The organism is Chryseobacterium defluvii, assembly GCF_003634775.1.
GTDB lineage: Bacteria > Bacteroidota > Bacteroidia > Flavobacteriales > Weeksellaceae > Chryseobacterium > Chryseobacterium defluvii.
Genome location: NZ_RBXB01000002.1, coordinates 296,853 through 321,224, shown reverse-complemented (window position 1 = coordinate 321,224; position 24,372 = coordinate 296,853). Strand labels below are relative to the sequence as shown.

Below are 24,372 nucleotides of genomic sequence, written 5' to 3'. Positions count from 1 at the left end.
AGATTTTGAAGTGAATAATTAACCAATTCCTCTTTCTTTCCAGGTGAAAGGTGTTTTTATAAACCCTCCTGCCGCCATTACGATATCCTTGGGTTCTTTTGCAAGATCAAGTCCGTTGGCATCTATGACATCATCTCCGGAAAAATCTGTTGAGCCGGGATTAATGATATTCCTGATCGCAGAAGCATGCCTGGCTTCTACAGAAACTATTTTCCCTGCAATGACCAAATAATCAGGATTCGATATATATTTTCCGGCTCCATTGTAAGCAGCTACCCCTGTATCTTCTAAGGCTTTTGCAGTGGCCAGTACAGAATTCCTGTCGTTAAAATTTACATTCGGGTATTGAAATTCAAGTTTCGGAAGCACCTGGGTGGTGGCAGCACCTATAGCCGCCTTAAAAAAGTCCCTGTGAATGACTTCATGATGATAAAGATCTGTAAAAAGTTCTTTTTCAATAGTAGAAATTCCCGCGTAAAAATTATTTACCACTTTGGTATAAAAATCTGCTTCCAGCTGCTCAAGGGCATACGCATAATTAAGAACCCCAACATCACCTTGCCCAAGGTCAAAAACCTTATTATCCATAACCTGAAAGTCATCATCATCGCATCCCACAAGCGCTAATCCCGCCATAGCCAACCCTATGCCGCTGAGTTTTAAAAAATTCCTTCTGCCGGTATCCAGGGTAGCTCCCTGATTAGAAACACTGATTAGTTTTTTCATAATAGCTATTTTTTAAGTGTCTGATTATTATATGGTCTGTTCGGATTTAAAAGAAAACAGCATAAAAACTTATGCTGTTCGGAAAACTAATAAACCTTTACGGCATTAAAACCGTATCTATTACATGAATAACACCATTTGACTGATTTACATCAACTATAGTCACTTTTGCACTATTCCCTTTGGCATCCTTTACATAAAGATCTTTGCCTTTAGTCCAGAATGTAAGTTCTTCTCCTGCTACTGTTTTCATCATACTTTTCCCGTTTCCAGCCTTTACCGCTGCCCAGATTTCCTTGGCACTGTATTTTCCCGGAAGCACATGATAGGTAAGTATCTGAGTAAGCATTTTCTTGTTCTCCGGATTTACCAGGCTTTCTACCGTTCCTTTCGGAAGTTTGGCAAACGCTGCATCGGTAGGTGCCAATACCGTGAATGGTCCCGCTCCCTGTAAAGTTTCCACCAAACCTGCTGCTTTTACTGCTGCAACCAAAGTTTTGTGATCCTTAGAGTTTACCGCATTTTCAATAATATTCTTAGACGGGTACATGAGCGCACCACCTACCATTACGGTTTTTTCTTTCATCATCTGTGCATTTACCTCCCCGCTAAAAACCAGTGACAGGAATCCGATTCCTATGACTGCGATTTTTGATTTTGTGTTCATTGTGTTGTTTTTTTAAGTTTGATATTTGATTTCGTTTGTTATATAGATTTACGAGATAAGCTGAATTTCAGATTTAAAAATTTTTAAATATTATTTAAACAATTAAAAATCAGCTACTTATTTTTCATTCAAAATAAAAACCCAAAATTGGGAACGTTATTTCTAGCCTCAATTTTCATATTTGATAACCATATGAATAATCCTTTGAATTATTTACGATGAAAAAGATCTTTTGGATTCTGTTTGTAATATGTTTTATTTTATTACATTTGGATTGAAAAAACATTCACTATTAAAACAACCTATTCCGAGGAAGAGCTTATCGTTTTATTAAAAGAAAAAAACGAAACTGGTTTTCATTATTTGTATGACCATTATTCCGGCGCACTATACGGGGTCATACTAAGAATCGTACAGTCTAAAGAATATACTGAAGAGGTTATCCAGGATGTTTTTGTAAAAATCTGGAACTCTATTCATCAATATGACAGCACTAAAGGAAGATTTTATACCTGGATGATCAATATTGCCAGAAATACAGCAATAGATTATTTGAAATCTAAGGGCTTCCAAAATGAGCTTAAAAACCAACCTCTTCCAGATTTCGTATATAACACAGCAGAACTTTCAACGCATAATACATCCTCCGATTTTATTGGGTTTAACAACGTGATCGAAAGTCTTGAAACAGATAAACAGGAACTTATTAATTTAGCATATTACCAGGGATATACCCAGAATGAAATATCCGAGAAACTGAAGATCCCCCTGGGAACAGTAAAAACGAAGATGCGGAATGCATTAATGAAATTAAAGGATTTATTAAAAGATTATCAATAAATTGAACACAAAAGAATACATATCATCCGGAATTATAGAATCTTATATTCTAGGTCTTGCTTCTCCCGAGGAAGCAGGGATTTTGGAGTGTGTGATAAAAAATAATGCTGAAGTAAGAGCGGCTTTTGAAGAAGCACAGAAAACGCTGGAAGATTTGGCTACAGCTCAGGCCGTATTGCCACCTGATGATTTAAAATCCAAAATCTGGAACAAAATTCAGCAGGAACAAACTTCTGTAGAAATAAAACCCGTGGTATCGAAAAACATTCCGGCTGCCAAAGATCAGGAAGAGGTAAGAATCCAGGGGAACAACAATTGGAAAGTATATGCCATTGCAGCTTCCATCTTATTCTTAATCAGTATTGCCGGTCATCTATTTTGGATGAACAGCCAATCCGAAACCAAAAAACAAATTACAAAGCTGGAATCTGAAAAACAATCTCAGGATATTGCGCTGCAAAAAATGCAGCAGAAATGGCAGATGCTGTCTCATCCTGATATGCAAATGGTGAAACTGAAAGGTGTGGAAAAGCACCCTGACTCCAAAGCTGTGGTTTTTTGGGATAAAAGTACAAAAGAAGTTTACCTGAATGCGGAAAGTCTTCCTAAAGCTCCTGCAGGAATGCAGTACCAGCTTTGGGCGATTGCGGACGGTAAGCCTGTGAGTGCAGGTATGTATACTGAGGATAAAGACAGTAAAATTGCCCTTTCTCATATAGATAAAGCCCAGGCTTTCGCAATTACGCTTGAAAAGCAAGGCGGAAGTGAAGTTCCAACTATGGAAAACATGTATGTAATGGGTGAAATCTGATTTACTCCATAAGCGCATTTTTATAGGTTTCAAGAGCTCTTTCCCTGGCTACTTTATGGTCTACTACAGGTGGAACCCGATAATTGTCCGGAAGCCATTTTTTGATGTACTCCAGATCCTTATCAAATTTTTTAGTCTGCTCTTCAGGATTAAAAATTCTGAAATAAGGTGCAGCATCGCATCCGCATCCTGCCGCCCACTGCCAGTTGCCATTGTTGGCTGAAAGATCATAATCCAACAGTTTTTCCGCAAAATAAGCTTCCCCCCATCGCCAGTCTATCAATAAATGTTTGGTAAGAAAGCTTGCAACAATCATCCTTACCCGGTTATGCATAAATCCGGTCTCATTAAGCTGCCTTATTCCGGCATCTACCATAGGATAACCGGTATTTCCGGTACACCATAACTCAAACTCCTTTTCATCATTTCTCCATTTCACATTCTCATACTGTTTTTTAAAACAATGATGGACTACATAAGGAAAATGAAACAGGATCTGCATGAAAAATTCCCTCCAGATAAGCTCATTCAGCCATGTTTCACTATGCCGTAAGGCATATTGCACACATTTTCTTACAGAGATCGTCCCGAAGCGGAGCGCAATCCCTAAATGAGTCGTATGATCCATTGCCGGAAAATCTCTGTACCGGTGATAAGAATCTATTATTTTTTTATTCAATACAGGACACAGGTATTGCATTCCTGTTTTCTCAAATCCGATATGCTTCAGGCTCAGAATATGTTCTGGAGATTGTACAGGAAGAAAATTATTCATCTCAGCCTTAAAAAATTTAATCTTCTCTGTTGATAAGCTTTCTTTCCATTTTTTTGAATAAGGAGTAAAAATGGTGTACGGAGAGCCGTCATTTTTCAGAACATCATTTCTTTCAAAGATAACCTGGTCTTTACAATCTGTAAACTTTACATTATTTTTTCTGAGAAAACCGGCCACAATCTTATCCCTTTGTATTGCCTGCGGCTCATAATCCCGGTTACAGAAAACAGTATCAATATCATATTCGCTGATCAGTTTCTCAAATACATCTAAAGGCTTTCCGTGATAGGTAAATAATGCACTGTTGCATGCTTTTAATTCTTCATGGATTCCTTCCAATGCCTGATGAATATAATCCACTCTTTTATCTGATCGGTTATTCAGGTTATTGAGAATATCCGTATCAAAAATAAAGACAGCCATCACCTTGCCCCCCGAGCGCAACGCATGATACAATCCCACATTATCTTCAATCCTGAGATCCCTGCGAAACCAGAAAACATGAATCTTACTCATCCGTTTTGAATTTTAGAAAAAAATAAAGATTCCATAAGATCAATTCATATCCGTACACGGTATCTTCTATAGGAATCGTAAGAAATCTGATGCCCATGAAGTCATTCGGATTATAGTTGACGATCGGGGATTCCAGCCCTGTTCCCGTAAGTATTCCATTAACTGCTATAAAACCGGGCATTAATATCAGATAAATAAAAGACGCTTTTCCGATCCAGCGCACGTTCAACATAAAATATAAAACAAACATACTAAGGGCCGTTGTAAAAAAAGTAATGCAGGTATATATTCTTTCATTATGGTAAGCTGCTATGCTAAACGCCATCACGATACTTACCACGACGAATATTTTTTCCGGGATTGGTTTCCAGTCAAGACGAAAAAACTGATCCAGGCAGTAATAGGTAAACAGGCATGAAAAAGGTATGCTGATAAAGAACATCATCTCTTCCAACGGAAGCCCCAGAAGCTTCAACCCTAATGTATATTTTTCATTGAACCACCACACGCCCATTTTCGTAAACAACGCATCCCAAGTGATAAAGACTGCTCCCACAAGAAAAGCCGCTAACAAGAATGCCCCGAAATGCCTGTTGAATTTTATTTTAGGATGAAAAGAAAATACAAAACAGATGATTACCGTAAAAAAATTGATCAGAAGGTAAGTATACTGTAGCATTCTTATGATTTATTTTTGTTGAAATACATTTTAAAATACTTTACCGGAACCCATAAGAATCCGAAACACTCCCCTTCCTCTTTTTCCGTATGCTTATGATGTTGCTTGTGAGCCCTCCTGATGGCCAGTAAATATGGATTCTGTGTATTACGGAGGATTTTCAGCCTTTGATGAATAAAAATATCATGGACAAAAAAATAAGCCATTCCGTATAATGCAATTCCCAAGGCGATGTAGAAATAAAAATTAAACCCCTGAATGGTTCCGTAATACATAAGCGCTATTGTAGGAACTGCAAATATGATAAAGAAGTAATCATTTTTTTCTACAGGTCCATCGCTGCTGTGATCATGATGGTCCTTATGAAGCACCCAAAGAAAGCCATGCATGACATATTTATGGATCAGCCAAGTAGCACCTTCCATGGCAAAAAATGTACCTATGACAATTAGGAAATTCATGAGGCCTGCTTTTTATTAAATAATTTTTCCAGCACCTTATAGCGATATGCGAAAATATGATCGAGCTTTTTTCTGACCAACAAGCTATGCGCAATATCACCTAAAAACCCGAATGGTAATTCATAATCAACAGTATCCATCATCAAAACCCCTTGTTCATTCGGGATAAATTCATGAAAATGGTTCCAAAGCTTATAAGGCCCTTTCTTCTGAAAATCTGTAAAACTCTTACGGAAGTCTACCTGAGTAATCTCAGTCCTCCAGTCCAGCTTGATTCCCAGTAAAGGAGAGACGTGATAATCTATGATCATTCCTTCATAAATCTCATCCTTCTTCATTGGCGTAAGAACGATGAATCCCATATCCTTTGGAGTGATTTCAGACAGATTATGAGCGGAAGAAAAAAATTTCCATGCTGTATCTATATCGCAATTGAGCTGCTGTTCTCTAACAAGCGTGTGTACCATTATTCCGGTTTAAATTACTATAAAAGTGATATTTTATATTGCAGATAACTGCTCATCATCAAGGATATTTTCCTGCCATTCGAAATTCTTATTCTCTGATTGATGATCTTGTGAGCAGAAGTCTTTTTTATTTTTCTGAAAAGCGAAATATAATAACGATATGCGAGATATACTCCGAATCTTGAAGAACCCGGGAGCTTCTTTATGCCTTCAAGGGCCTCTTTGAACTCCGCTTCTATTTCTTTTTCAATTTCAGACTTTACCCTATTATCAAAATAGGAAATATCAACATTAGGAAAGTAATTACGCCCTAATATTTGACTATCATCTTTCATATCCCTCAGAAAATTAACTTTCTGAAAAGCAGAACCCAATTTCATAGCAAATGGTTGAAGCCTTTCAAATTCCGCAGTATTGCCTTCAACAAATATTTGCAAACACATCAATCCCACCACCTCTGCTGATCCCAGAATGTATTCTTTATATAATTCCGAGTCATACTCTATCTTATGAAGATCCATTTCCATGCTTTTCAAAAATTGCCTGATAAGGTTATGATCGATTTTATATTCATGCACCACCTCTTGAAATGACTGCAGAATAGGATTAAGGGAAATTCCATCCTCCAATGCCTGAAAGGTTTCTTCTTTATATCTCCGGAGTAGTCTTTCTTTGTCGTGTTCATGAAAACTGTCTACAATTTCATCGGCTAGGCGAACATATCCGTAAATGGCATATATGGGATTCCTGATTCTTGGAGACAATGCCAGTATTCCCAAGGAAAAACTGGTGCTGTAAAGCTTTGTTGTTTCCCTGCTTACTTTGTAAGAAAGTTCATCAAATAATTTTTTCATAGTTTAATTCTTATGGGTGGCTTCTCCGGCAGCTATTTTGCCCGAAATAATAGAGGGCGGAACTCCCGGTCCGGGAACAGTGAGCTGGCCTGTATAAAAGATATTTTTTACTTTTTTGTTCCTGAGAGATGGCTTTAAAACAGCAGTCTGGGATAAGGTATTGGCAAGACCATAGGCATTTCCTTCGTAGGCATTGTAGTCTTCTTTAAAATCTTTGATACAATAGCTTTTTTTATACTCTATTTTAGATAACAATCCGGAGGAGCCTGTATGTTTTTCTAATCGTTCAATCATATCAAGGAAATATTTCTCTCTCATTCCTTCAGAATCTTCAATCCCGATGGCAATTGGCATCAAAAGAAATACATTCTCACAATTCTCCGGTGCTACATCCTTGTCGGTTTTTGAAGGACAACATGCATAGAATAAAGGTTTTGTAGGCCATTTCTTATTTTCATAAATTTCCCTGGTATGTAATTCCAGATCATTTTCAAAAAATAAAGTATGATGCTTGAGATTTGGAATTTTCTCTTTTAATCCCAGATAGTAAATAAGGCAAGAAGGTGCAAAAGTCAGATTTTTCCAATAGTTTGACTTATAATTTCTATATTCTTCTGGAAGAAGCTGGCTTTCGGTGTGCTGATAATCCGATGAAGCGATGATCACATCGAAATCCAATGCTTTTCCGTTAACGATCAGGGAAGATGCCTTTCCATTTTCAACAACAATCCTCTGAACATTAGCATTAAAATGAAATTGCACACCGTTGCTTAAGGCTATCTGCTTCATAGCATCTACAATCCTGAAAAAGCCGCCCATTGGATACCATGTCCCTAATTTATATCCCCCATAATTCATGAGGCTATATAAGGCGGGTATATCTTTGGGAGAAGCTCCGAGAAAAATAACAGGAAATTCCATCAGCATGATCAGCTTCGGATGTTTAAAGTACTTTCTGACAAAACGTTGGAAATTAGTAAGCAGATCCAGCTTCAAAGCACTTTTGACAATGGTTGGCGAAACAAATTCCAACCAGGAGTGGCAAGGCTTATTAACAAAGTTCTTCATTCCCACTTCATATTTGTACCGTGCATCTTCCATAAAAGCTTCAAGCTTTTTACCGGCTCCTTTTTCTGTTTTTTCAAAAAGTTCCTGCATTTTTTCATACCTGTGAGGAATGCTCATGGTTGTGTCTGAAAAAACCATTTCAAACTGGGGATCCAGTGGAACCAGTTCATAAAAATCAGAAGCCTTTTTCCCGAAGTCATTAAAAAAAGACTCTATAATATCCGGCATCCAATACCAGCTTGGCCCCATATCAAAAAGATATCCATTATGTGTCCTGAACTGCCTTGCGCGTCCACCTGCATTTTCATTTTTTTCAAACACATGGACCTCATGTCCTTCTTTTGAAGAATATGCCGCAGCGGATAATCCCGAAAATCCGGAACCTATAATGGCAATCTTTTTCATTTTTAGTTCTTTATAAATGTATGTTCCTTATACACCTCATCAATGAGGTTTTTACTGTCAATATTCCTGCTGAATATCAGATGATGAAACTTATCCAGTTTATCCAGAATCCGGATAAGGCTCATCTTTTCAGAATAATCAAGATCACCCGCCACAATATGAGTAGCACTTCTGATCTTGTCCATTTGTTGGGCCAGTGCAGCCAGACCTTCTGCTGTAATAGTGATCATTTTTGTTCTCTTATCCGCATCGGAATCTTTCTGCTCCACCCATCCCTGGCTGATCAGCCTGTTGATGATAAGCATCCCTACCGGCTTATCCTGAATATTCTTTTTAATGAGCTCCATCTTGGTCATCGCTCCAAACGCTTTAAGATTGATTAGGTAGATAAAATCCTCCTGCGTTGCAAAATCCGAATCAGCAATAGCAGATTTTGAATAGGTTTTGGCATATCTGTTCATATGTACTAACAAAGTACTAATCACGCTTTCAGGAGACCTGCCATGTTCTTTACCCTCCCAATAAGGCTCATCTTCCACGATGTCCTGCTGCTGTTTTTTCTGATCATATATCCAGGTTTTGAACCCTTCAATATCTTTAGAATAATGTTGAGTCTTGTTGTCGGTTTCAAACTGATCAAGTAACTGAATTACATCTTTTATGATATTGTAATGCATGATAAATAAATATTAGTATACAAATATACTAAATAAAATAAAATATAGTTTATTTATATTCATTTTTTTAAACAAAAAAATACCTCTCTGTTTCCAGAGAGGTTATGATTAATTACAGAATAACTATATGAGTACGGAATACTAATCAATATTCTAAAGTCTCCATTAAAAAATATGCATTCAATTTTCTTATAGCCAAACTATTTGATTGCTATTCTTCTTTTTGCTGGGCTTTTTGTAATTCTTCTTCAAACTCAACCGTTGCTTTTGCCATACCGGACTTGTGGCTTCCATTCTTTTCTCCTTTATCCCAGATCTGAAAAGCTTCTTTTCGTAAACCTAAGGTATAATAATAAGAACCTAATACCGTATAACCTTCCGGCTCACCCAGGGCAATAATTTTTTTGGAAAGAGCGATTAATTCCGGATGAGGCTTTAGTTTTTTGGATGCGATTTTGTCTGCATCACTCAAAATTCCGGGTGTATATTCAAGCATTTTTAGTCCAAAGAGATTAAGACAGGCTTTCGCAAGTCCCTTATTACAAAGCTCTTCATTAATTTTTGGAAACTCATCTGAAAACAATACATCCAGGTCATTACTTTTTTTAGTTTTATCATAGTATTCTGCCAATAGTTCGGCTTTTTCCTTAGATTTTGGAGAAATAACCTTATTTCCGATTTGTGTACTGTCTTTATTGATGATCCAGGTACCTTTCTTAACCCATTCAGAGGCACCTATCAATTTATCTTTTTTAATTTTGAAGATAAAGATGCTTTTATCCGGATAGATGATAAGGCTGTCATTACGTGTAAAATATTCTCCGTAATCCATATCAGCAATGAACACTTTTCCATTTCCATCAAAATTAAAGCTTTTATAAAAAGTATTATTTCCTTTTTCTTCAAAATATCCATATAAGGAATTATCCGGCGCCTGTGCGGTTATAAATTTTACCGATAAAAAAAGGAATACAAAAAAGATCTTTTTCATGAGTTTCAACTTCTTAATTTCTGAGTACATTGTAAAATATTTATTAATTGTTTAAGATTTTGGTGTGAAAGATGTTCCGTTGATCTCGTAAAAAAATGGGAAAACGGGCCATATCACTGCAAAAATATGAAAAACGAACCGTTTCTTATTCATAAATCCACATCAGGACCGGTTTTTCTGAATTTTGAATCTTGGGATCAATTTCCCGCATGGCATTATTGGAGATCGTAGGACAACCCCAACCTTCAGGAGATCCATGAGGAAATATTTCCTCATCGCTCATTAGGTTCCACGAATGAAATACTATAAATCTTTTCAGAGCATTGCTATTGGATTCATCAAGGCCATGCATCAGATATTTTACATTAATTCCCCAATCACTATACCCTCTACCCTCCAGCTTATATTTACCTAATGACGAAAGATGACTTCCATCCTCATTGCTGAATTGAGGTTTATCTTTGGATTGATCCCTACTCCATGAATTCATCCCACAACCATGACCCACCAAATATTTTTTCAAAACCTTTTGTTTCTTAAAATCCCAGACGAAAAATCTTTTAACCCCGGAATGCAGGCTCATATCGATAAGGATACAAAAATCCGTACTGAAACCTTTGGATTTACAAAACTTTAAGGCTTCTTCAGCTTTTATTTTTGTTTTGGTAAAATCGATTTCAGGCTTTTTAACCTGATTTTCAGAAACAGCAATATATTCTTTCCTGGATTCACTCTTGCATGAGAATAAAAGAAGACAGACCAGTATTGTACTAAAAGTCTTCATTCTATTTTATTTATAGTGCTGAAATATCCCGAAATCTGAAGGAGTCCAGAAAGCGGCTTTTTGTCCGGCTGCTTTTAAAGCATCATTGGACCATGTATTACAGGTATAAAGGAAGCTGTATTTTCCCTTTGCATCGTAAAAAGCATCATGATCACTGTATACCGCATCTGTGGGAATCAAAATAAAATTCCCGTTCTGATCCCTGTCAAATTTGTCTTCTATAAACCGCACAAGATTAGTATACTGCGATCTGCTGATCATGATCATTTTACAGTCACTTCCTTCTTTCATTGTCTTATAATACGTACAATGCATTGCAGATTCGCTCAGCCAGAAAGCAGCTTTAAATGCCGTAGAAAATTTCAGGTCGGCCCAGGTAGGTGTATCCAGATAAAAACCTTTATCTCCCCATCCGATACCTATATAACTATAATCCGTCTGTTGGGAACGTATGTTGGAAAATGGAATTTTGGAACCCCAATCCTGCAGGTCATTCTTTACCGGCATCACAATATCCGTATGAACTCCATTGGTATAAATATAAATCGGAATTTCTTTTTTATGACCATCTTCTTTTGCCTTAATTTCTATAAAAGGCAGCAAATAACCTAATAACCCATACAGAAGAATAATTCCTACTACAATTCCTACTATTTTAAGGAGAGATATTAATACCATTTTCACACTCATATTTTTGGACCGATTTAATAAAAATTTAATTTAATTTTTCTCAAAAGTATTTGTTTTTATCGAAAAAATGATTACATTTAAGTATGAAATATTAGTAAATATGCGTAAAAATTCTAAATCACAAAAAAGATTTAAAATAAGAGTGAAAATAGCTCCTAAAAGAATACAAAAAAAACGTTGATTTTCTGTGAGATTCTAGTCTCCTGAAAGTCATTTTTTCTTTTAAAGAAGGGCTTTATCAAACTTTTATCATTGTAAAATCTTTTCCTCCTTAAAGTACTTAATTTAAGGAATGGCTGATTAACCACTTCAGTTTTGGAAACCAAAATTTCCAGAAAAGAAATCATCACCAAAAATTGAGCATATTATTTACCGGAAAAACGTTCCAAAAATTCAATATTTCTCTTCAATCCTGCAAATTTTGTTCTTTTTACAGGTGATTTTCTGAATATTTCCGAGAACAATTCCTGAGTAAGTTCTTTCCACTCTCCTTTTTTGAAATTTTTAAGCGCTTCGTTGGGGGTAAACCTGCTTTGAAGATTGGGACTGGAAAACCTGTTCCAGGGACATACATCCTGACAAATATCGCAGCCGAACATCCAGTCTTCCATTTTATTCCTGAAATATTCGGGGATTTCATTTTTCAGTTCTATGGTGGCGTAAGAAATACATTTGCTGCCATCAATGATTTTATCTGATATGATAGCTTCCGTAGGGCAAGCATCCATGCATTTGGTACAAGTACCACAATGGTCTGTTGTTTCATGGTCCGGTATAAGTTCCAGATCGCAAATGATTTCTGCTAAAAAATAAAAAGACCCGCTTTGTTTTGTGATCAGATTGGCATTTTTGCCTACCCATCCTATCCCTGATTTCCTCGCCCAGCTTCTTTCCAGGACAGGAGCAGAGTCTACAAATACCCTGAATCCGAAGTCACCGATCTCGTCCTGCAATTCGGCAACCATTTCACGGAGAATTTCTTTAATCACTTCATGATAATCTTCGGCATAGGCATATTTAGAGATCTTAAAATTCTCAAGAGTTGGTATTTTTTCTTTCGGGAAATAATTATAGGACAGGGAAATTACAGATCTGGAGCCTTCAACCAATAGTCGAGGATCAAGCCTTTTATCAAAATAATTTTCCATGTATTTCATTTCTCCATGAAAATTATTCTTCAACCAAGTCTCCAGATGGTGTGCATCTTCCTCTAAAAAATCTGCTTTGGAAATACCACAGTCCTGAAATCCAAACTTTATTGCTTTGGATTTAATGAGTTGTGAATATTTTCCGGCATTTGAATTCATATTTTACATTGCAAAACTAAGATTATTTTATAAATTTGCCGCCGTATTTAAACACAAATGATATTCGCTATGTATTCGTGTTAAATCCTTTAAAATAATTAACTATAGAATAATATTTACCACCTTGAAAAAAATGAGTTTAGTGGCTTGTTTGTTGGCATTTACCGCATACCAGAGCCAGATTAAGTTTGAAAACGGATACGTAATCAATAATTCGGGAGAGAAGCAGGAAGTCCTTATCAAAAATTCGGAATGGAAAAATAATCCTAAAGAAATTGAATACAAGCTATCCGATGCTTCTGATGTAAAAAGAGAAAATACCAATAATATTAAGGAATTCGGAGTAGGTTCATACAGATTTGTAAGAGAAACAGTGAAAATTGACCGTTCTTCTTTGAAACTCACAGACATTTCTGAAAAAAAGGAACCTGAATTTCATCAGGAAACATTGCTTTTAAGATATCTGATCGACGGGAAGGCAGATTTACTATCTTATGAACAAGATGATATCAGAAGGTTTTTCTATAGTGTTGACAATTCCGAAATTAAGCAATTGGTTTACAAAAACTACAATATAGGAAACGGAAGCATAGCTTATAATGAAGAATATAAAGATCAGATCTCAGCTGATTTAAAATGCGGAATTACAGGCAATGAAATTGATAATGCAAAATATTCTAAAAAAGATCTTGTAAATATTTTCAGTAAATTTAATGCTTGTTCTACCGGGTCCACAGGTTCAGAAACTAAAAATACTGATTATACTGTTCAGACTGCTAAAAGAGATATGTTCAATGTAACAATAAGACCGGGTATCAACTCATCTTCTCTTTCTATCGGAAACGAAAATTTCGGTGTAAGAAATACTGATTTCGATTCTGAACTCAATTTCAGAATAGGAATTGAATTGGAATATATTTTCCCGTTCAATAAAAATAAATGGTCTGCTTTTGTAGAGCCGACTTATCAATCTTACAAATCCAGCAAAGAAGTTTCATTTGATGGTGGATACACATCTATCTTAACTGCTACAAGAAGTGTAGAATATTCATCTATTGAAGTTCCTGTGGGAATAAGACATTATTTCTTTCTGAACGATAAATCGAAATTTTTTGTTGATTTTGCTTATGTACTCGATTTTTCATCGAAGAAATCCCAAATAGATTTTGAATACGATAATCATTTGGCTATATCTTCCGGAAATAATATTGCTTTGGGAGCCGGTTATAAGTATAATGACAGGTTCAGCGCCGAATTAAGATATCTTTCACCAAGATCTTTCCTGGATGATTATGTATACTGGAAAAGTAAATATCAAACAATATCTTTGATTTTAGGATATACCTTATTTTAAAAATATACAGCCATCTGAATAGATGGCTTTTATTTTAATCGCTCTCTATTGTCCATCATCAAAAATATCTCTCGAAAGTATTGAAAAGTCAGGAGAATTTTGCGTATTTTCGTTATTATTATTCAGGACTAAAAATAATTTATTATGTCGTTAACAGAAGTATTGAAATCAGGAAATTATGAATTGATCGACGTTCGTGAGCCCATGGAACTGGAAATGGACGGAAACATAGAAGGTGCTAAAAATATTCCTTTAGGTGAGGTAGAAGATAGAAAAGATGAAATCTTATCTATTGAAAAACCTGTGATCTTATTCTGCAGAAGTGGAAACAGAAGCGGAAAGGCATTGGAATATCTTAATTCACAAGGATTAAAAGAAGGCTATAACGGCGGAGGCTGGGCTGAATTAAAAGCCACTTTGGAAGCAAATCAGGGAACTTTTTAAAAAGTTCCTTTTTATTTTTAATTTGTTAAGCATGGATCTGAAAGAAAGGTTTGTACGAAATTCCCAGCAGTTTTCACAAGACCTGAATCTTATTGAAAGTCTTTGGCTTGAAATTGAGAAAAAACATTCCGGTAAGGGACGCTTTTATCATAATCTTGAGCATCTGAACAGCATGTTCTCTGAGCTGGAAGCAGTAAGAGATCAAATTCTCAATTTCACAACTATTACTTTTTCTGTTTTTTATCACGATATTATTTATGATGTCACTTCAAAATCCAACGAAGAAAAAAGTGCCGAATTTGCTGTTTCCAGGCTTGAAAAGCTAAAGGTTGACAAAAAAACCATCAAAGATGTTTTCGAACAGATTTTGACTACAAAAACACATCAGATTTCCGGACATCATGATACTAATTATCTTTTGGATGCTGATCTTTCCGTCCTCGGAAAAGATCCGGAAGCCTATCTTAAGTACACAAAAAAGATAAGAAAGGAATATTCTTTCTATCCCGATCTTTTGTATAAACCAGGAAGAAAAAAGGTGCTTCAACATTTTTCAGAGCTTGATCATATTTTTAAAACCGAGTATTTTAAATCAAAATACGAGAAGCAGGCAAAAGAAAATATTGAAGCCGAGCTTGAAAGTCTGTAGGTCATACATTTTAATTACTGATTGAAATTAAAGTGGAAGCTAAAGTTCACTTTTATTAATTTCCCCCTTGAGTTTTATTTTCATGTTGATAACCAAAAAATCATACAAAAAAAGGAGCATTAACTAACAATATATAGTTTCTGATAAAAAACTTCAATATATTTGTTATTATAAATATACAATTCACAAAATAAAACTTCTGACCTTAATGCTTACATCTTCAATGAGACAATCACTGGGATACCTGTTATTATTTATTTCCCCATTTTTCTACAGTCAGGAAAATAGAACTGCAGATGAATTATTTGCCCAGGCGCGAACTACTGCTTTTGAACAAAAAGATTATAACACATCTATTACCCTTGCCAAAAAGGCGTTGGAAAAAGCCCCTGATTATACTGATATTTCTATTTTTCTGGGAAGGCTATATACATGGAATAAGGATTGGGCATCTGCAAGAGGAGTATTTGATGAACTTGGAAAAAAAGATGTTCGCGACGAAGATTATTTTATCGCCTATGCCTCTCTGGAGTATTGGAATAATCAAAATGAAAAAGCTATAGAAATTCTTGACAAAGGATTATCATACCACCCTCAATCGGAATCTCTTTGGTTATTAAAAGCAAAAACCCATTTTGCCAATAAAAATTATATTGAAGCCGAGAAAGCAATTCAGACTGTGTTAAGCATTAATCCAAAAAATACGGAAGCTACGGGTCTTGCTATAAGAATCAATGAATTTACGGCTAAAAATGCAATCGGTATCATTTATAATTATTCTCATTTTGACGAACAATTTGATAACGACTGGCATATCGTAGGAATCCATTACAAGAGAATCACCCCAATCGGACCCGTTATCCTCAGAGGAAATTATGCCAACAAATTTGCGGAAAGCGGAACACAAATAGAGTTAGAAGCTTATCCAAGATTATCCAAAACTTTATATCTTTATATAGGTGGTGGATATTCCAATGATGTAGGCATATTTCCAAAATACCGAACCGGCGCTTCATTAAATGCAAATCTTCCAAAGGGCTTTGAAGCTGAAATCGGCTACCGCCAGATTTATTTTACCGACAATATATGGATGCTTACCGCTTCTGCCGGGAAATATTATAAAAATTTCTGGTTCAATCTACGCACTTACATCACTCCTAATAAAGAAAATATTGCTCATTCCTATACTGGAACCGTTCGGTATTATACTAAAAGTGCACAGGATTATTTCGCTCTCCAGGTGGGAACAGGAATAAGTCCTGAAGAATACCGCAATAATTTGCTTGAAAATGAAAGCTTTAAGCTTAAAACCTTTAAAATAGGAGCGGAATATAATTTTTCTATCCAAAAGACGAATTTATTTTCTGTATCCACAGTGTATTACAATCAGGAATACCTACCTAACAAGAAAGGAAATCAGTTCGATTTACTGGTAGGATATACTAAGAAGTTTTAAGATTCCGGCGGGCTGAAAGCCCGCCGGAATCAAATATAAAAACAGTTTCGGGCATTTTCAAAGAAAATGCCCGAAACTGTTTATTACTCATTATTTAATCTCTTATTTCAAATGTTCATCAATAAAATCGTCCGTATTGGAGTTGAAAAAATAATCCCATTTACTTTTTGCCGCTTTCTGATTAAGTTTATCAATATGGTAGAAATCATTAGATTTTAGTAAATCTTTTGGAATACATAAAGCTGCTAACCCTATGCACAAAAATGCAAGCCCCACATACATGGATTTAAAAGCTGATTTAGCAGCCAGCCAAAAGGGAATAAATACTGCGATAAGTAAGAGCCCCAATAATGCAAAATTTTTAAAATTAAGCATTCCGCTATGCTCTAAATTCTGCTCTATTTCTGCTTTACTATAGTTTAAAATATCTGCGCCTAAAAGTTGATGGGTTTCCGAAAAATACAGGAACAAAATATATTGAGTTATAATAACGAATAAACCTATGACGATGATTACAGTCTTTGCCCAGCTTTCTTTTATAAAATTCAGCAACAGATAAATAATTCCAATCCCGAATATAAGCTTAAACATAAATATAAGGTTGTCCATGAAAAGGTCTTGAGTTATCTCTGAGACATTCAATCCGGAAACATAATAATGGTACCAAAGCCATTCTACCGTTATTCCTGATAAAAACAGGACAGAAAAAACGATGGTGAACACTCCCCATGTTCTAAGGCTCATTGTAAGAATAGCAGCCACTCTTTCTTTAAAAGGTAAATGCTGAGCGCTTTGATTAAAGCCCTGTCTTGTCATTTCTCCCCAACTATGAGATTTTTTAAAGTAATCTATAAAACCTTTTATGCTTGCTTTGACCACAATAGGATGAAAATAAAATGGTTCCAGGAAAGCGGTCCCAATGAGGGTGAGAAAATCTTTTCTTTTCGTATACACCTGTCGGCTTACCAGGTCTACCAATATGCCGTATATGGAATAAAGAAAACCTGTGGAGATCACTAAAGCAAACAATACGGTAGAAAATTGCCAGTTAATAATTCCTAATAACAAAAAAACAATAAAAATAATATATCCCAAAAATTCTATCAGGGGGCCCAGAAACTCAAAAAAAAGCCAATAAGGAAGACTGATCATTCCCAATTTACCATATTTCGGATTAAATATCATTTTGCGATGCTTCCAAAGGGTTTCCATAGTTCCCCGCATCCATCGGTTACGTTGTTTTTTTAGAATTTCTTTAGTTTCCGGAACTTCCGTCCAGCATAAAGGATCAGGAATGGTAATGACTTCATAAGGCTCCTTCTTTTCTTCCATATATTTCCGCATGCGGACCACCAACTCCATATCCTCTCCTACCGTATTCCTGTCATATCCGCCACAGGCCAGCACAATTTTCCTGTCGAAAACACCAAAAGCGCCGGAAATCAAGATAAGCCCGGAAGCTCTTGACCAAGCCATCCTTCCCAGCACGAAAGCTCGGATATATTCTAAAGCCTGGGTTTTTCCCAATAATGTTTTAGGCATATTCACGTCTACCACCTTACCATTTTCAATTTTACAGTTGTTGGCAAGACGGATCACTCCGCCACAGGCAATGATTTTTTTATCTGTTTCTTCCAGGAATGGTTTTGCCAGGCGAAGAATTGCATCCTGTTCAAGAATACAATCTACATCGATACAAACAAGATAATCTCCCGAAGAAACATTAATTCCAACATTCAAAGCATCTGCTTTCCCTCCATTTTCTTTATCTACCACGATAAGTTTCTTGAAAGCGGGATTTTTACTTTTATAAATACTTCTTATCGCATTGGTTTCTATTTCTCCCTGCACAAAGAAGGATATGGATTCCAGCTCATAAGCTTCGGTCAGCTTTTGCATGGAATCATCTTTGCTGCCGTCATTTACAATGATAATCTCCAGATTATGATAATACAGCGATAAGAGAGATCTTACATTTTCCACAATGGTCATTCCTTCATTGTATGCCGGAGCAATAAGACTAAAGGTAGGCGCATTGGGGTTGACGGCGATAATATTGTAATCCGTAAATGTATTTTCTTTTTTATAGCGTATTACAGCTCCTAAAGCATACACTCCTATCCATCCATAAATAATCGCTACAGCTGAACCGTACAGCAAAAACAACCATATAACGACTTCGTAAACGATATGTGAAAATTCTAGCATATTTTTTCCTGTAAGGCGTGTTTAATAATTTGGACCAATTGTTCTGATGAAGCCTTATCGTTGGCAACCTGCACCAGATAATCATGATGGCCCAGCGAAAAAAGAGCTTCTGCTGCATAAATTTTGACCGCGGAAAAAGGGTTTTCTACCAATTGCTGCTGTAAAAATCCTGCGCAGCATTGTTCTTTCAGCACTCTCATTACCCGGAGGATCTCCAGCTGTACTTCAAAAGGCTGATGGGGATAAATATCCGTAAGTTCCGTAATAGTAGAAGAATTTTCCAGCGATTGAAGCGCCTTTACAGCCTGTATCCTTACTTCAACAGAGGGATGATTGAGCAAATTCATAACCATTGGATAAAGGGATAAGAGCTGAAATTTCTTCAATAAACGGAGGGTGAAAATAACTACCGTATCGTTGGAACTTTCAAGCCAGTTTTTAAGTGTATCATCATAGTCCGCCGGGATATCTGTAATGGAAATGAGCAAACGCAGCTGCTGCCATTCAGAAATTTTAGTGGAAATTGTATCCAAAAAATGTAATCCTTCAAAACCTTTAAAGCTTACCATCGCATATTGGGCTTCCTGGTACACCTGAACGGAAGGATGGGTTAAAAATGAAGAAATTTTTGGAAGTGCCGCCTCAACATTCATGGCGGTAAGCTCCTGTATACCTCCTGCAATCAGATAAGGTTGCTTCTGGTTAAGCTTTTTGAAAGCTTCATTCTGAAGGTTATAATCATTGAATAAGTCTTTTATTTTGTTCTGTGCAGCACCGGAAAATTTATTATCCGTTTCTACCAGCTTTTTCAGGAATAAGTTTCTGAATAACGGGTAATCGGAAAATGCAGCAAAACTATTGTTCGGAGCTATTTCTCCTTCATCATATACAATGGTTTCAGTTACTTTTTCATTAATGATACCGGACCATTGGGAAACCCGAACAGATTCTTTATACTGATAAAAGCTATAGATAAGCACTACTATTATTAATAATACCACCAATGACAGCATTCCCAAAAAAACAAGGAAAAGGTAATGAATTGAGTTTGAGTTGGTTAAAAGAAGCATTATGATTTTATTTTGGAACAAATCTTTTAATTCTTAACATCAATTCATTGGGGCTGAATGGTTTTACAATAAAATCGGAGGCACCCATATCAAAAGCATTCAGTACTACTTCTTCCTGTCCCATACTGGAAAGCATGATAACGGGTATCTTTTTTTCCATTGTTTTTATGGATGAAAGTATTTCAATTCCTGAAGCGAAAGGCATCATGATATCGGTAATGGCAAGATCCACATCTTTATTTTTCAGGGTATCAATGGCTTCTTTCCCGTTGCGGGTCAGGATCACTTCATGTCCTTCTTTTAATAATTTGTGTTCAATTGTTTTCAAAATCAGTTCATCGTCTTCAGCGATCAAAATCAACATAAATTGTTTTTTATTTTATTAAACTTTTAATTAAATTCAGTCCTATTGCTACTTCCTGAGCGATTTCTTCCTGCATGGAAGCATAGTCATTACCCTCTTCTATTTTATTTTCCCACTTGGCAAAAGATTGGGCAAGTTTTAATAAGCCTGCTACTCCGGCTGTTCCTTTGAGTTTATGTAGAATAGCTTTTACCCCTGTTAAATCTTTTTTCGTTGCGGCAAGTTTTAATTCTTCTTCAGAGAGGGTTAGCTCTTGCACAACCAGATTCAGGAATACTTTTCTAAAATCCTCGTCATCTCCGGTTTGTTCATTCAAAAGGTTCATATCAAGATGTTTCTCAGGTTCTAAAGGATTTTCATTTTTTATCTTAGTATCCTTATTACTCAAATGTTTCTTCAGCATTTCCAGAAGGTCATTCTGCCTTAAAGGTTTGGGCAGGAAATCGCTCATTCCCGCTTCAAGGCATTTATCTTTTTCACCTAAAACGTTCCCTGCTGTAACTCCAATGATAGGAATTGTTGCATAGTCTGATAACAAACGTATTTGTTTTGTAGCTTCAATTCCATCCATTACCGGCATCTGGACATCCATGAGTATAAGATTGAAGCGTTTCTGTTTACATTGTTCCAAGGCCTGAAGTCCATCTGTAGCCTCCGTGAGTTGTGCATCCGGTATCAACGACTTCATCATTTTATGGTTTAATACCATATTCACCGGGTTATCATCTACTAGCAACACCTGAAGTGAAGGCTCAAATAACGGTTTTTCTGTTTCCGGTGATGATATTGTTTTACTCATTTCTTTTTCAGTATGCTTTGCTACATGCTTTAAAGTCCTGTATAATTCTTCTGACTTTATGGGCTTTAACAGGAAATAAGAGTTTTCTTCCTTACGGAAAGAATTAATAACGTCATGTTCTTCTGATGATGTATGAAGAACAATAAGAGGAGAATGCTCCCCTTGTGTATTAAATAATTCCTTGATTTTTTCTATGGTTTCCAGTCCTGATATCACAGGCATATGATAATCCATTAAAATAACGTCAAAACGCTCTCCACGCATTAGTATCTGAAGTGCTTCCATTCCGTTAGCCGCCAGTTTTGAATCGATATTTTTATAAGCCAGCATATGCTGAAGGATGATTCTGTTGTTTTCATTATCATCTACAATAAGGACTTTATTGAGCCTTAAATCTTCATCTTCATCATGAGAAGCCATTTCATACGGAACCTCAATATCAAAGTAAAACACGGATCCTTTTTGCAGCTCACTGTTGAGCGAAAGTTTGCTTCCCATATATTTGAGGATATTATTTGAAATGGTAAGCCCCAATCCTGTTCCTCCGTAACGTTTGCTTACGGAACTGTTTTCCTGGGTAAAAGCATCAAAAATATGCTGCTGCTTTTCTACCGGAATACCGATTCCCGTATCTCTTACGGCAAATCTTAAGGTCATATTTTTATCATTCAAATCCAGCTTTTCAACTTTTAGCTCAATTTCACCCTGTTCTGTGAATTTGACAGCATTTCCAAGGAGGTTGATCAACACCTGCTTAAGGCGTGATTCATCCACCCAGATTGTTTTTGGTAATCCCTGCTCTATATTCAGGAGCAGTTCAATATTCTTTTTCTGTGACTGATAAAGGATCACATTAACGACCTGGCCTACCAGATCATAAATATTACTCTTTTCAATCAGAAGATCCATTTTCCCTGATTCTATCTTAGAAAAATCGAGAATGTCATTGATGATATTAAGCAGATTTTCTCCTGATTCATTAATGTAATTCAGGTATTGTGTCTGCACTTCATTGAGCGGTGTTTTTAGTAAAAGATCTGAAAACCCTATCACTCCATTGAGAGGGGTCCGGATTTCATGACTCATATTGGCTAAAAATTCGGATTTGGCTTTACTGGCAATATCTGCCAAATCTTTGGCTTTTTTAAGCTCTTCATTGGTTTTAATCACATTAGTGATATTCTGAGCCGAAATAATAATCCCACCGATACTGTCCCCTGAAAGATACCATGGTCTGACTTCCAGGTTATAATGTTGCTTACCGTCCTTATGAATGGCATCTATGGCCATATTCTCATTTTTATATGCTTTACCTTCCAGAGCTTCTTCGTAAATTTTTCTTCTTTCCTCCGGTACCTGGGAAACCGTAAACATACTTTTCCCTATAAGCTCTATATTATTCATCTGAAATTCATCTTTCCAGCTTCTGCTTACCGAAAGATAATTGAGATCTTTATCCAGCATAGCCACAGGTGCGGGAACATAATTTATAAATGACTGAAGCATAGCTTCTTTTTGAGCTAACTCAAGGTAAACTTTCTTGAAAGCATCAATATCCTGAATAATCCCGAATATCTTGGTACAAACTCCATCTTCGAACTCCGGAATGCCTTTTACTCTTACCCAAATAACCTCTCCGTCGTTGCGTATAAGCTGCAGTTCTTCGTCATACGGAATTCCTTTATTTACCGCCCTGTCAAACAAAAACTTGATTCTGTCTTTACTTTCTCCTTCATAAAAGCCTACTGCACTTTCAAAATTGGGCTCAAAGGTCTTATCCATTTTATGGATATCTTTTGTAGATTGTGACCAGAATACGGAACCGGTTTTAAGGTTGATCTCCCATCCTCCTACTTGTGCTACCGCATTCGTTTGTTCCAACATTTTCTTCGCATATACCAGATCTCTTTCCAACATCATTCTTTCTGTCACATTCAGGGCTGTGCTGATGACATAGGGATTACCATCTTCATTAATTTCAACCATATTGTGGTACATCCAGATCATTTCTTCGCCTTCCTTCGTCTTAAGAATCATGGTTCCGAAATCTTCTTTATTTTCATTGATACGCTGGATGTATTGCTCAAGCAAGGCCCAGTTTTTTTCAGGCACAAGATCTTTCAGATTCAATCCTTTGATTTCATCAGCCCCATAATGCAGGGTTTCCCTTCCTTTTTCGTTGACAGCCAGGATATACCCTTCCATATCATGCATGCTCATGAGGCCTATGGCATTTTCAAAGAAGCTTCTGAACCTTCGTTCTGAACTTTCCAGTTTTATTTTTTCTTCAATAAGATGGGTAATATTAATTCCAAAACATAAAATTTCGGAGCGGTCCTGATTTTGTTTTAAAGACCACTCAATAATAATGGATGATTGATCAACTATGGTAGAGGTAGTGAACTTAAATTCCTCTTGCGTTTCAGGAAATGTTTCCACCTGTGCTCTTAGCATCGGACAATGTTCTCCTAAAAGAGTTAAAAAATTTTGATCTTGTGCCTGCTGTTTTTTTAGTCCGAATGTTTTTTCGAAAGAAGGATTAACATCTTTAATCATGAGATGGTTATCCAGAACACAAATCAGGTTATTGGAAATACTAAAGGTCTGTTCAAAATACTCCGCCTGAATATTTTTTCTTTTTCCCATCAGCATTTTTGTTACAGCCTCTCCTATTTTTATAAGCATGCCCAGCTGCTCATCTGATATCGTTTTAGGCTCAAAATCAATAACGCAGAGAGTACCCAGTACGTAGCCTTCATCATCTTTCAGTGGTACACCTGCATAAAAACGGACTCCGGCATCTTTCATCATCTGATTATAGCATGATCTCTCGTCCAACGAAGTATCGTTGATTACAAGCACTTCCCCAGTCGCAATTGAATACTGACAGATCGTATTTTCCCGGTCTACAAAATCTACAGGAAGTCCGACACAACTCTGGATCGTCTGGGTGTCTCTCTCCATCATCGCAATAAGAGAAGCCGAACAGTTGCAAACCAAACAGGCAACCTCTGCAAACACATCCAGTTGGGGATCTTTTCCTAAATTTAAGAGATCAAAAAATTCCAGCTTTTTGATGCGTTCTTCCTCATTTTCAGGAATGGGGTATTTATTCATAATACTTTTAAATAGGATTTCACGATTTCTATTTCTCGGTGGGAAAACACGTAAAAGCAAGTTACAAATTAATCCGTATAGAATTATAAAAAAAATTAAAATAAAGACATATATATAATAAATCAATAAATAATTCAAATTATGAAATAAAATAAGTCAATAACATCAAATATTGACTAGCAGGAATTTATCT

The 24,372-nt window shown here is 36.3% G+C and carries 23 protein-coding genes; 6 read left to right on the top strand and 17 right to left on the bottom strand.

Translation table 11 applies throughout. The annotated features are described in order from the left end of the window. Window positions 1–18: 18 nt before the first annotated feature. The gene (locus tag BCF58_RS08300) at window positions 19–726 is read right to left on the bottom strand and encodes a ferritin-like domain-containing protein (protein ID WP_121461338.1); all 708 of its coding nucleotides are present in this window, start codon (window positions 724–726) and stop codon (window positions 19–21) included. 97 nt (window positions 727–823) lie between these two features. Continuing rightward, window positions 824–1,393, bottom strand: coding sequence for a fasciclin domain-containing protein (locus BCF58_RS08295; RefSeq protein WP_121461337.1), 570 nt, complete (start codon window positions 1,391–1,393; stop codon window positions 824–826). Between the two features lie 363 nt (window positions 1,394–1,756). On the opposite strand from BCF58_RS08295, the gene BCF58_RS08290 reads away from it, so the two are divergent. Next, window positions 1,757–2,233 (top strand): RNA polymerase sigma factor, encoded by a 477-nt coding sequence (locus BCF58_RS08290; RefSeq protein ID WP_121461336.1) that lies wholly within the window; start codon window positions 1,757–1,759, stop codon window positions 2,231–2,233. Between the two features lies 1 nt (window position 2,234). Next, window positions 2,235–3,044 carry an anti-sigma factor gene (locus BCF58_RS08285; RefSeq protein ID WP_121461335.1) on the top strand — a complete coding sequence of 270 codons (810 nt, stop codon included), beginning with the start codon at window positions 2,235–2,237 and terminating at the stop codon, window positions 3,042–3,044. Between the two features lies 1 nt (window position 3,045). Here the strand turns inward: BCF58_RS08285 and BCF58_RS08280 are convergent, their stop codons facing one another. The 11 genes from BCF58_RS08280 to queG form a co-directional block, all read right to left on the bottom strand. Beyond that, entirely contained in the window at window positions 3,046–4,335 is a 1,290-nt protein-coding gene (locus BCF58_RS08280; protein ID WP_121461334.1) for a cryptochrome/photolyase family protein, read from the bottom strand. Continuing rightward, window positions 4,328–5,014, bottom strand: coding sequence for a lycopene cyclase domain-containing protein (locus BCF58_RS08275; protein ID WP_121461333.1), 687 nt, complete (start codon window positions 5,012–5,014; stop codon window positions 4,328–4,330). The genes BCF58_RS08280 and BCF58_RS08275 overlap by 8 nt, the downstream gene beginning before the upstream one ends. Window positions 5,015–5,016: 2 nt before the next feature. Continuing rightward, entirely contained in the window at window positions 5,017–5,475 is a 459-nt protein-coding gene (locus BCF58_RS08270; RefSeq protein ID WP_121461332.1) for a sterol desaturase family protein, read from the bottom strand. Continuing rightward, window positions 5,472–5,942: an SRPBCC family protein gene (locus tag BCF58_RS08265; protein WP_121461331.1), complete on the bottom strand. Its 471-nt coding sequence runs from the start codon at window positions 5,940–5,942 to the stop codon at window positions 5,472–5,474. Before BCF58_RS08265 ends, BCF58_RS08270 begins: the two co-directional genes overlap by 4 nt. Window positions 5,943–5,959: 17 nt before the next feature. Continuing rightward, the gene (locus BCF58_RS08260; protein ID WP_121461330.1) at window positions 5,960–6,796 is read right to left on the bottom strand and encodes a phytoene/squalene synthase family protein; all 837 of its coding nucleotides are present in this window, start codon (window positions 6,794–6,796) and stop codon (window positions 5,960–5,962) included. A 3-nt stretch (window positions 6,797–6,799) separates the two neighbouring features. Then, window positions 6,800–8,269: a phytoene desaturase family protein gene (locus BCF58_RS08255; RefSeq protein WP_121461329.1), complete on the bottom strand. Its 1,470-nt coding sequence runs from the start codon at window positions 8,267–8,269 to the stop codon at window positions 6,800–6,802. Window positions 8,270–8,271: 2 nt separating this feature from the next. After that, entirely contained in the window at window positions 8,272–8,946 is a 675-nt protein-coding gene (locus BCF58_RS08250) for a MarR family winged helix-turn-helix transcriptional regulator (RefSeq protein WP_121461328.1), read from the bottom strand. Between the two features lie 211 nt (window positions 8,947–9,157). Next, on the bottom strand, window positions 9,158–9,937 hold the full coding sequence (locus BCF58_RS08245; RefSeq protein WP_121461327.1) for a hypothetical protein: 780 nt from the start codon (window positions 9,935–9,937) through the stop codon (window positions 9,158–9,160). 145 nt (window positions 9,938–10,082) lie between these two features. Beyond that, a complete protein-coding gene (locus BCF58_RS08240) occupies window positions 10,083–10,721 on the bottom strand; it encodes a murein L,D-transpeptidase catalytic domain-containing protein (RefSeq protein ID WP_121461326.1) in 639 nt (212 codons plus the stop codon). A gap of 6 nt (window positions 10,722–10,727) precedes the next feature. After that, window positions 10,728–11,405: a TIGR02117 family protein gene (locus tag BCF58_RS08235; RefSeq protein ID WP_394337667.1), complete on the bottom strand. Its 678-nt coding sequence runs from the start codon at window positions 11,403–11,405 to the stop codon at window positions 10,728–10,730. A 371-nt stretch (window positions 11,406–11,776) separates the two neighbouring features. Beyond that, the gene (gene queG / locus BCF58_RS08225) at window positions 11,777–12,718 is read right to left on the bottom strand and encodes a tRNA epoxyqueuosine(34) reductase QueG (protein WP_121461323.1); all 942 of its coding nucleotides are present in this window, start codon (window positions 12,716–12,718) and stop codon (window positions 11,777–11,779) included. Window positions 12,719–12,851: 133 nt separating this feature from the next. Here queG and BCF58_RS08220 point away from each other — a divergent pair, with 133 nt between their 5' ends. From BCF58_RS08220 to BCF58_RS08205, 4 genes are all read left to right on the top strand, one after another. Beyond that, window positions 12,852–14,072 carry an outer membrane beta-barrel protein gene (locus tag BCF58_RS08220; RefSeq protein WP_121461322.1) on the top strand — a complete coding sequence of 407 codons (1,221 nt, stop codon included), beginning with the start codon at window positions 12,852–12,854 and terminating at the stop codon, window positions 14,070–14,072. Between the two features lie 144 nt (window positions 14,073–14,216). Continuing rightward, window positions 14,217–14,516, top strand: a complete 300-nt coding sequence (locus BCF58_RS08215) for a rhodanese-like domain-containing protein (RefSeq protein ID WP_121461321.1) — start codon at window positions 14,217–14,219, stop codon at window positions 14,514–14,516. A 31-nt stretch (window positions 14,517–14,547) separates the two neighbouring features. Next, window positions 14,548–15,165, top strand: coding sequence for an HD domain-containing protein (locus tag BCF58_RS08210; RefSeq protein ID WP_121461320.1), 618 nt, complete (start codon window positions 14,548–14,550; stop codon window positions 15,163–15,165). A gap of 208 nt (window positions 15,166–15,373) precedes the next feature. Continuing rightward, on the top strand, window positions 15,374–16,621 hold the full coding sequence (locus BCF58_RS08205) for a YaiO family outer membrane beta-barrel protein (RefSeq protein WP_228434763.1): 1,248 nt from the start codon (window positions 15,374–15,376) through the stop codon (window positions 16,619–16,621). A gap of 102 nt (window positions 16,622–16,723) precedes the next feature. Here BCF58_RS08205 and BCF58_RS08200 read toward each other — a convergent pair whose 3' ends face one another. The 4 genes from BCF58_RS08200 to BCF58_RS08185 are packed head-to-tail and all read right to left on the bottom strand — an operon-like array spanning window position 16,724 to window position 24,179. Beyond that, window positions 16,724–18,829 (bottom strand): glycosyltransferase family 2 protein, encoded by a 2,106-nt coding sequence (locus BCF58_RS08200; RefSeq protein WP_121461319.1) that lies wholly within the window; start codon window positions 18,827–18,829, stop codon window positions 16,724–16,726. Next, window positions 18,823–19,899, bottom strand: a complete 1,077-nt coding sequence (locus tag BCF58_RS08195; RefSeq protein ID WP_121461318.1) for a HEAT repeat domain-containing protein — start codon at window positions 19,897–19,899, stop codon at window positions 18,823–18,825. Before BCF58_RS08195 ends, BCF58_RS08200 begins: the two co-directional genes overlap by 7 nt. 7 nt (window positions 19,900–19,906) lie before the next feature. Next, window positions 19,907–20,263 (bottom strand): response regulator transcription factor, encoded by a 357-nt coding sequence (locus BCF58_RS08190; RefSeq protein WP_121461317.1) that lies wholly within the window; start codon window positions 20,261–20,263, stop codon window positions 19,907–19,909. Between the two features lie 10 nt (window positions 20,264–20,273). Beyond that, window positions 20,274–24,179, bottom strand: coding sequence for a response regulator (locus BCF58_RS08185; RefSeq protein WP_121461316.1), 3,906 nt, complete (start codon window positions 24,177–24,179; stop codon window positions 20,274–20,276). Window positions 24,180–24,372 lie beyond the last annotated feature (193 nt).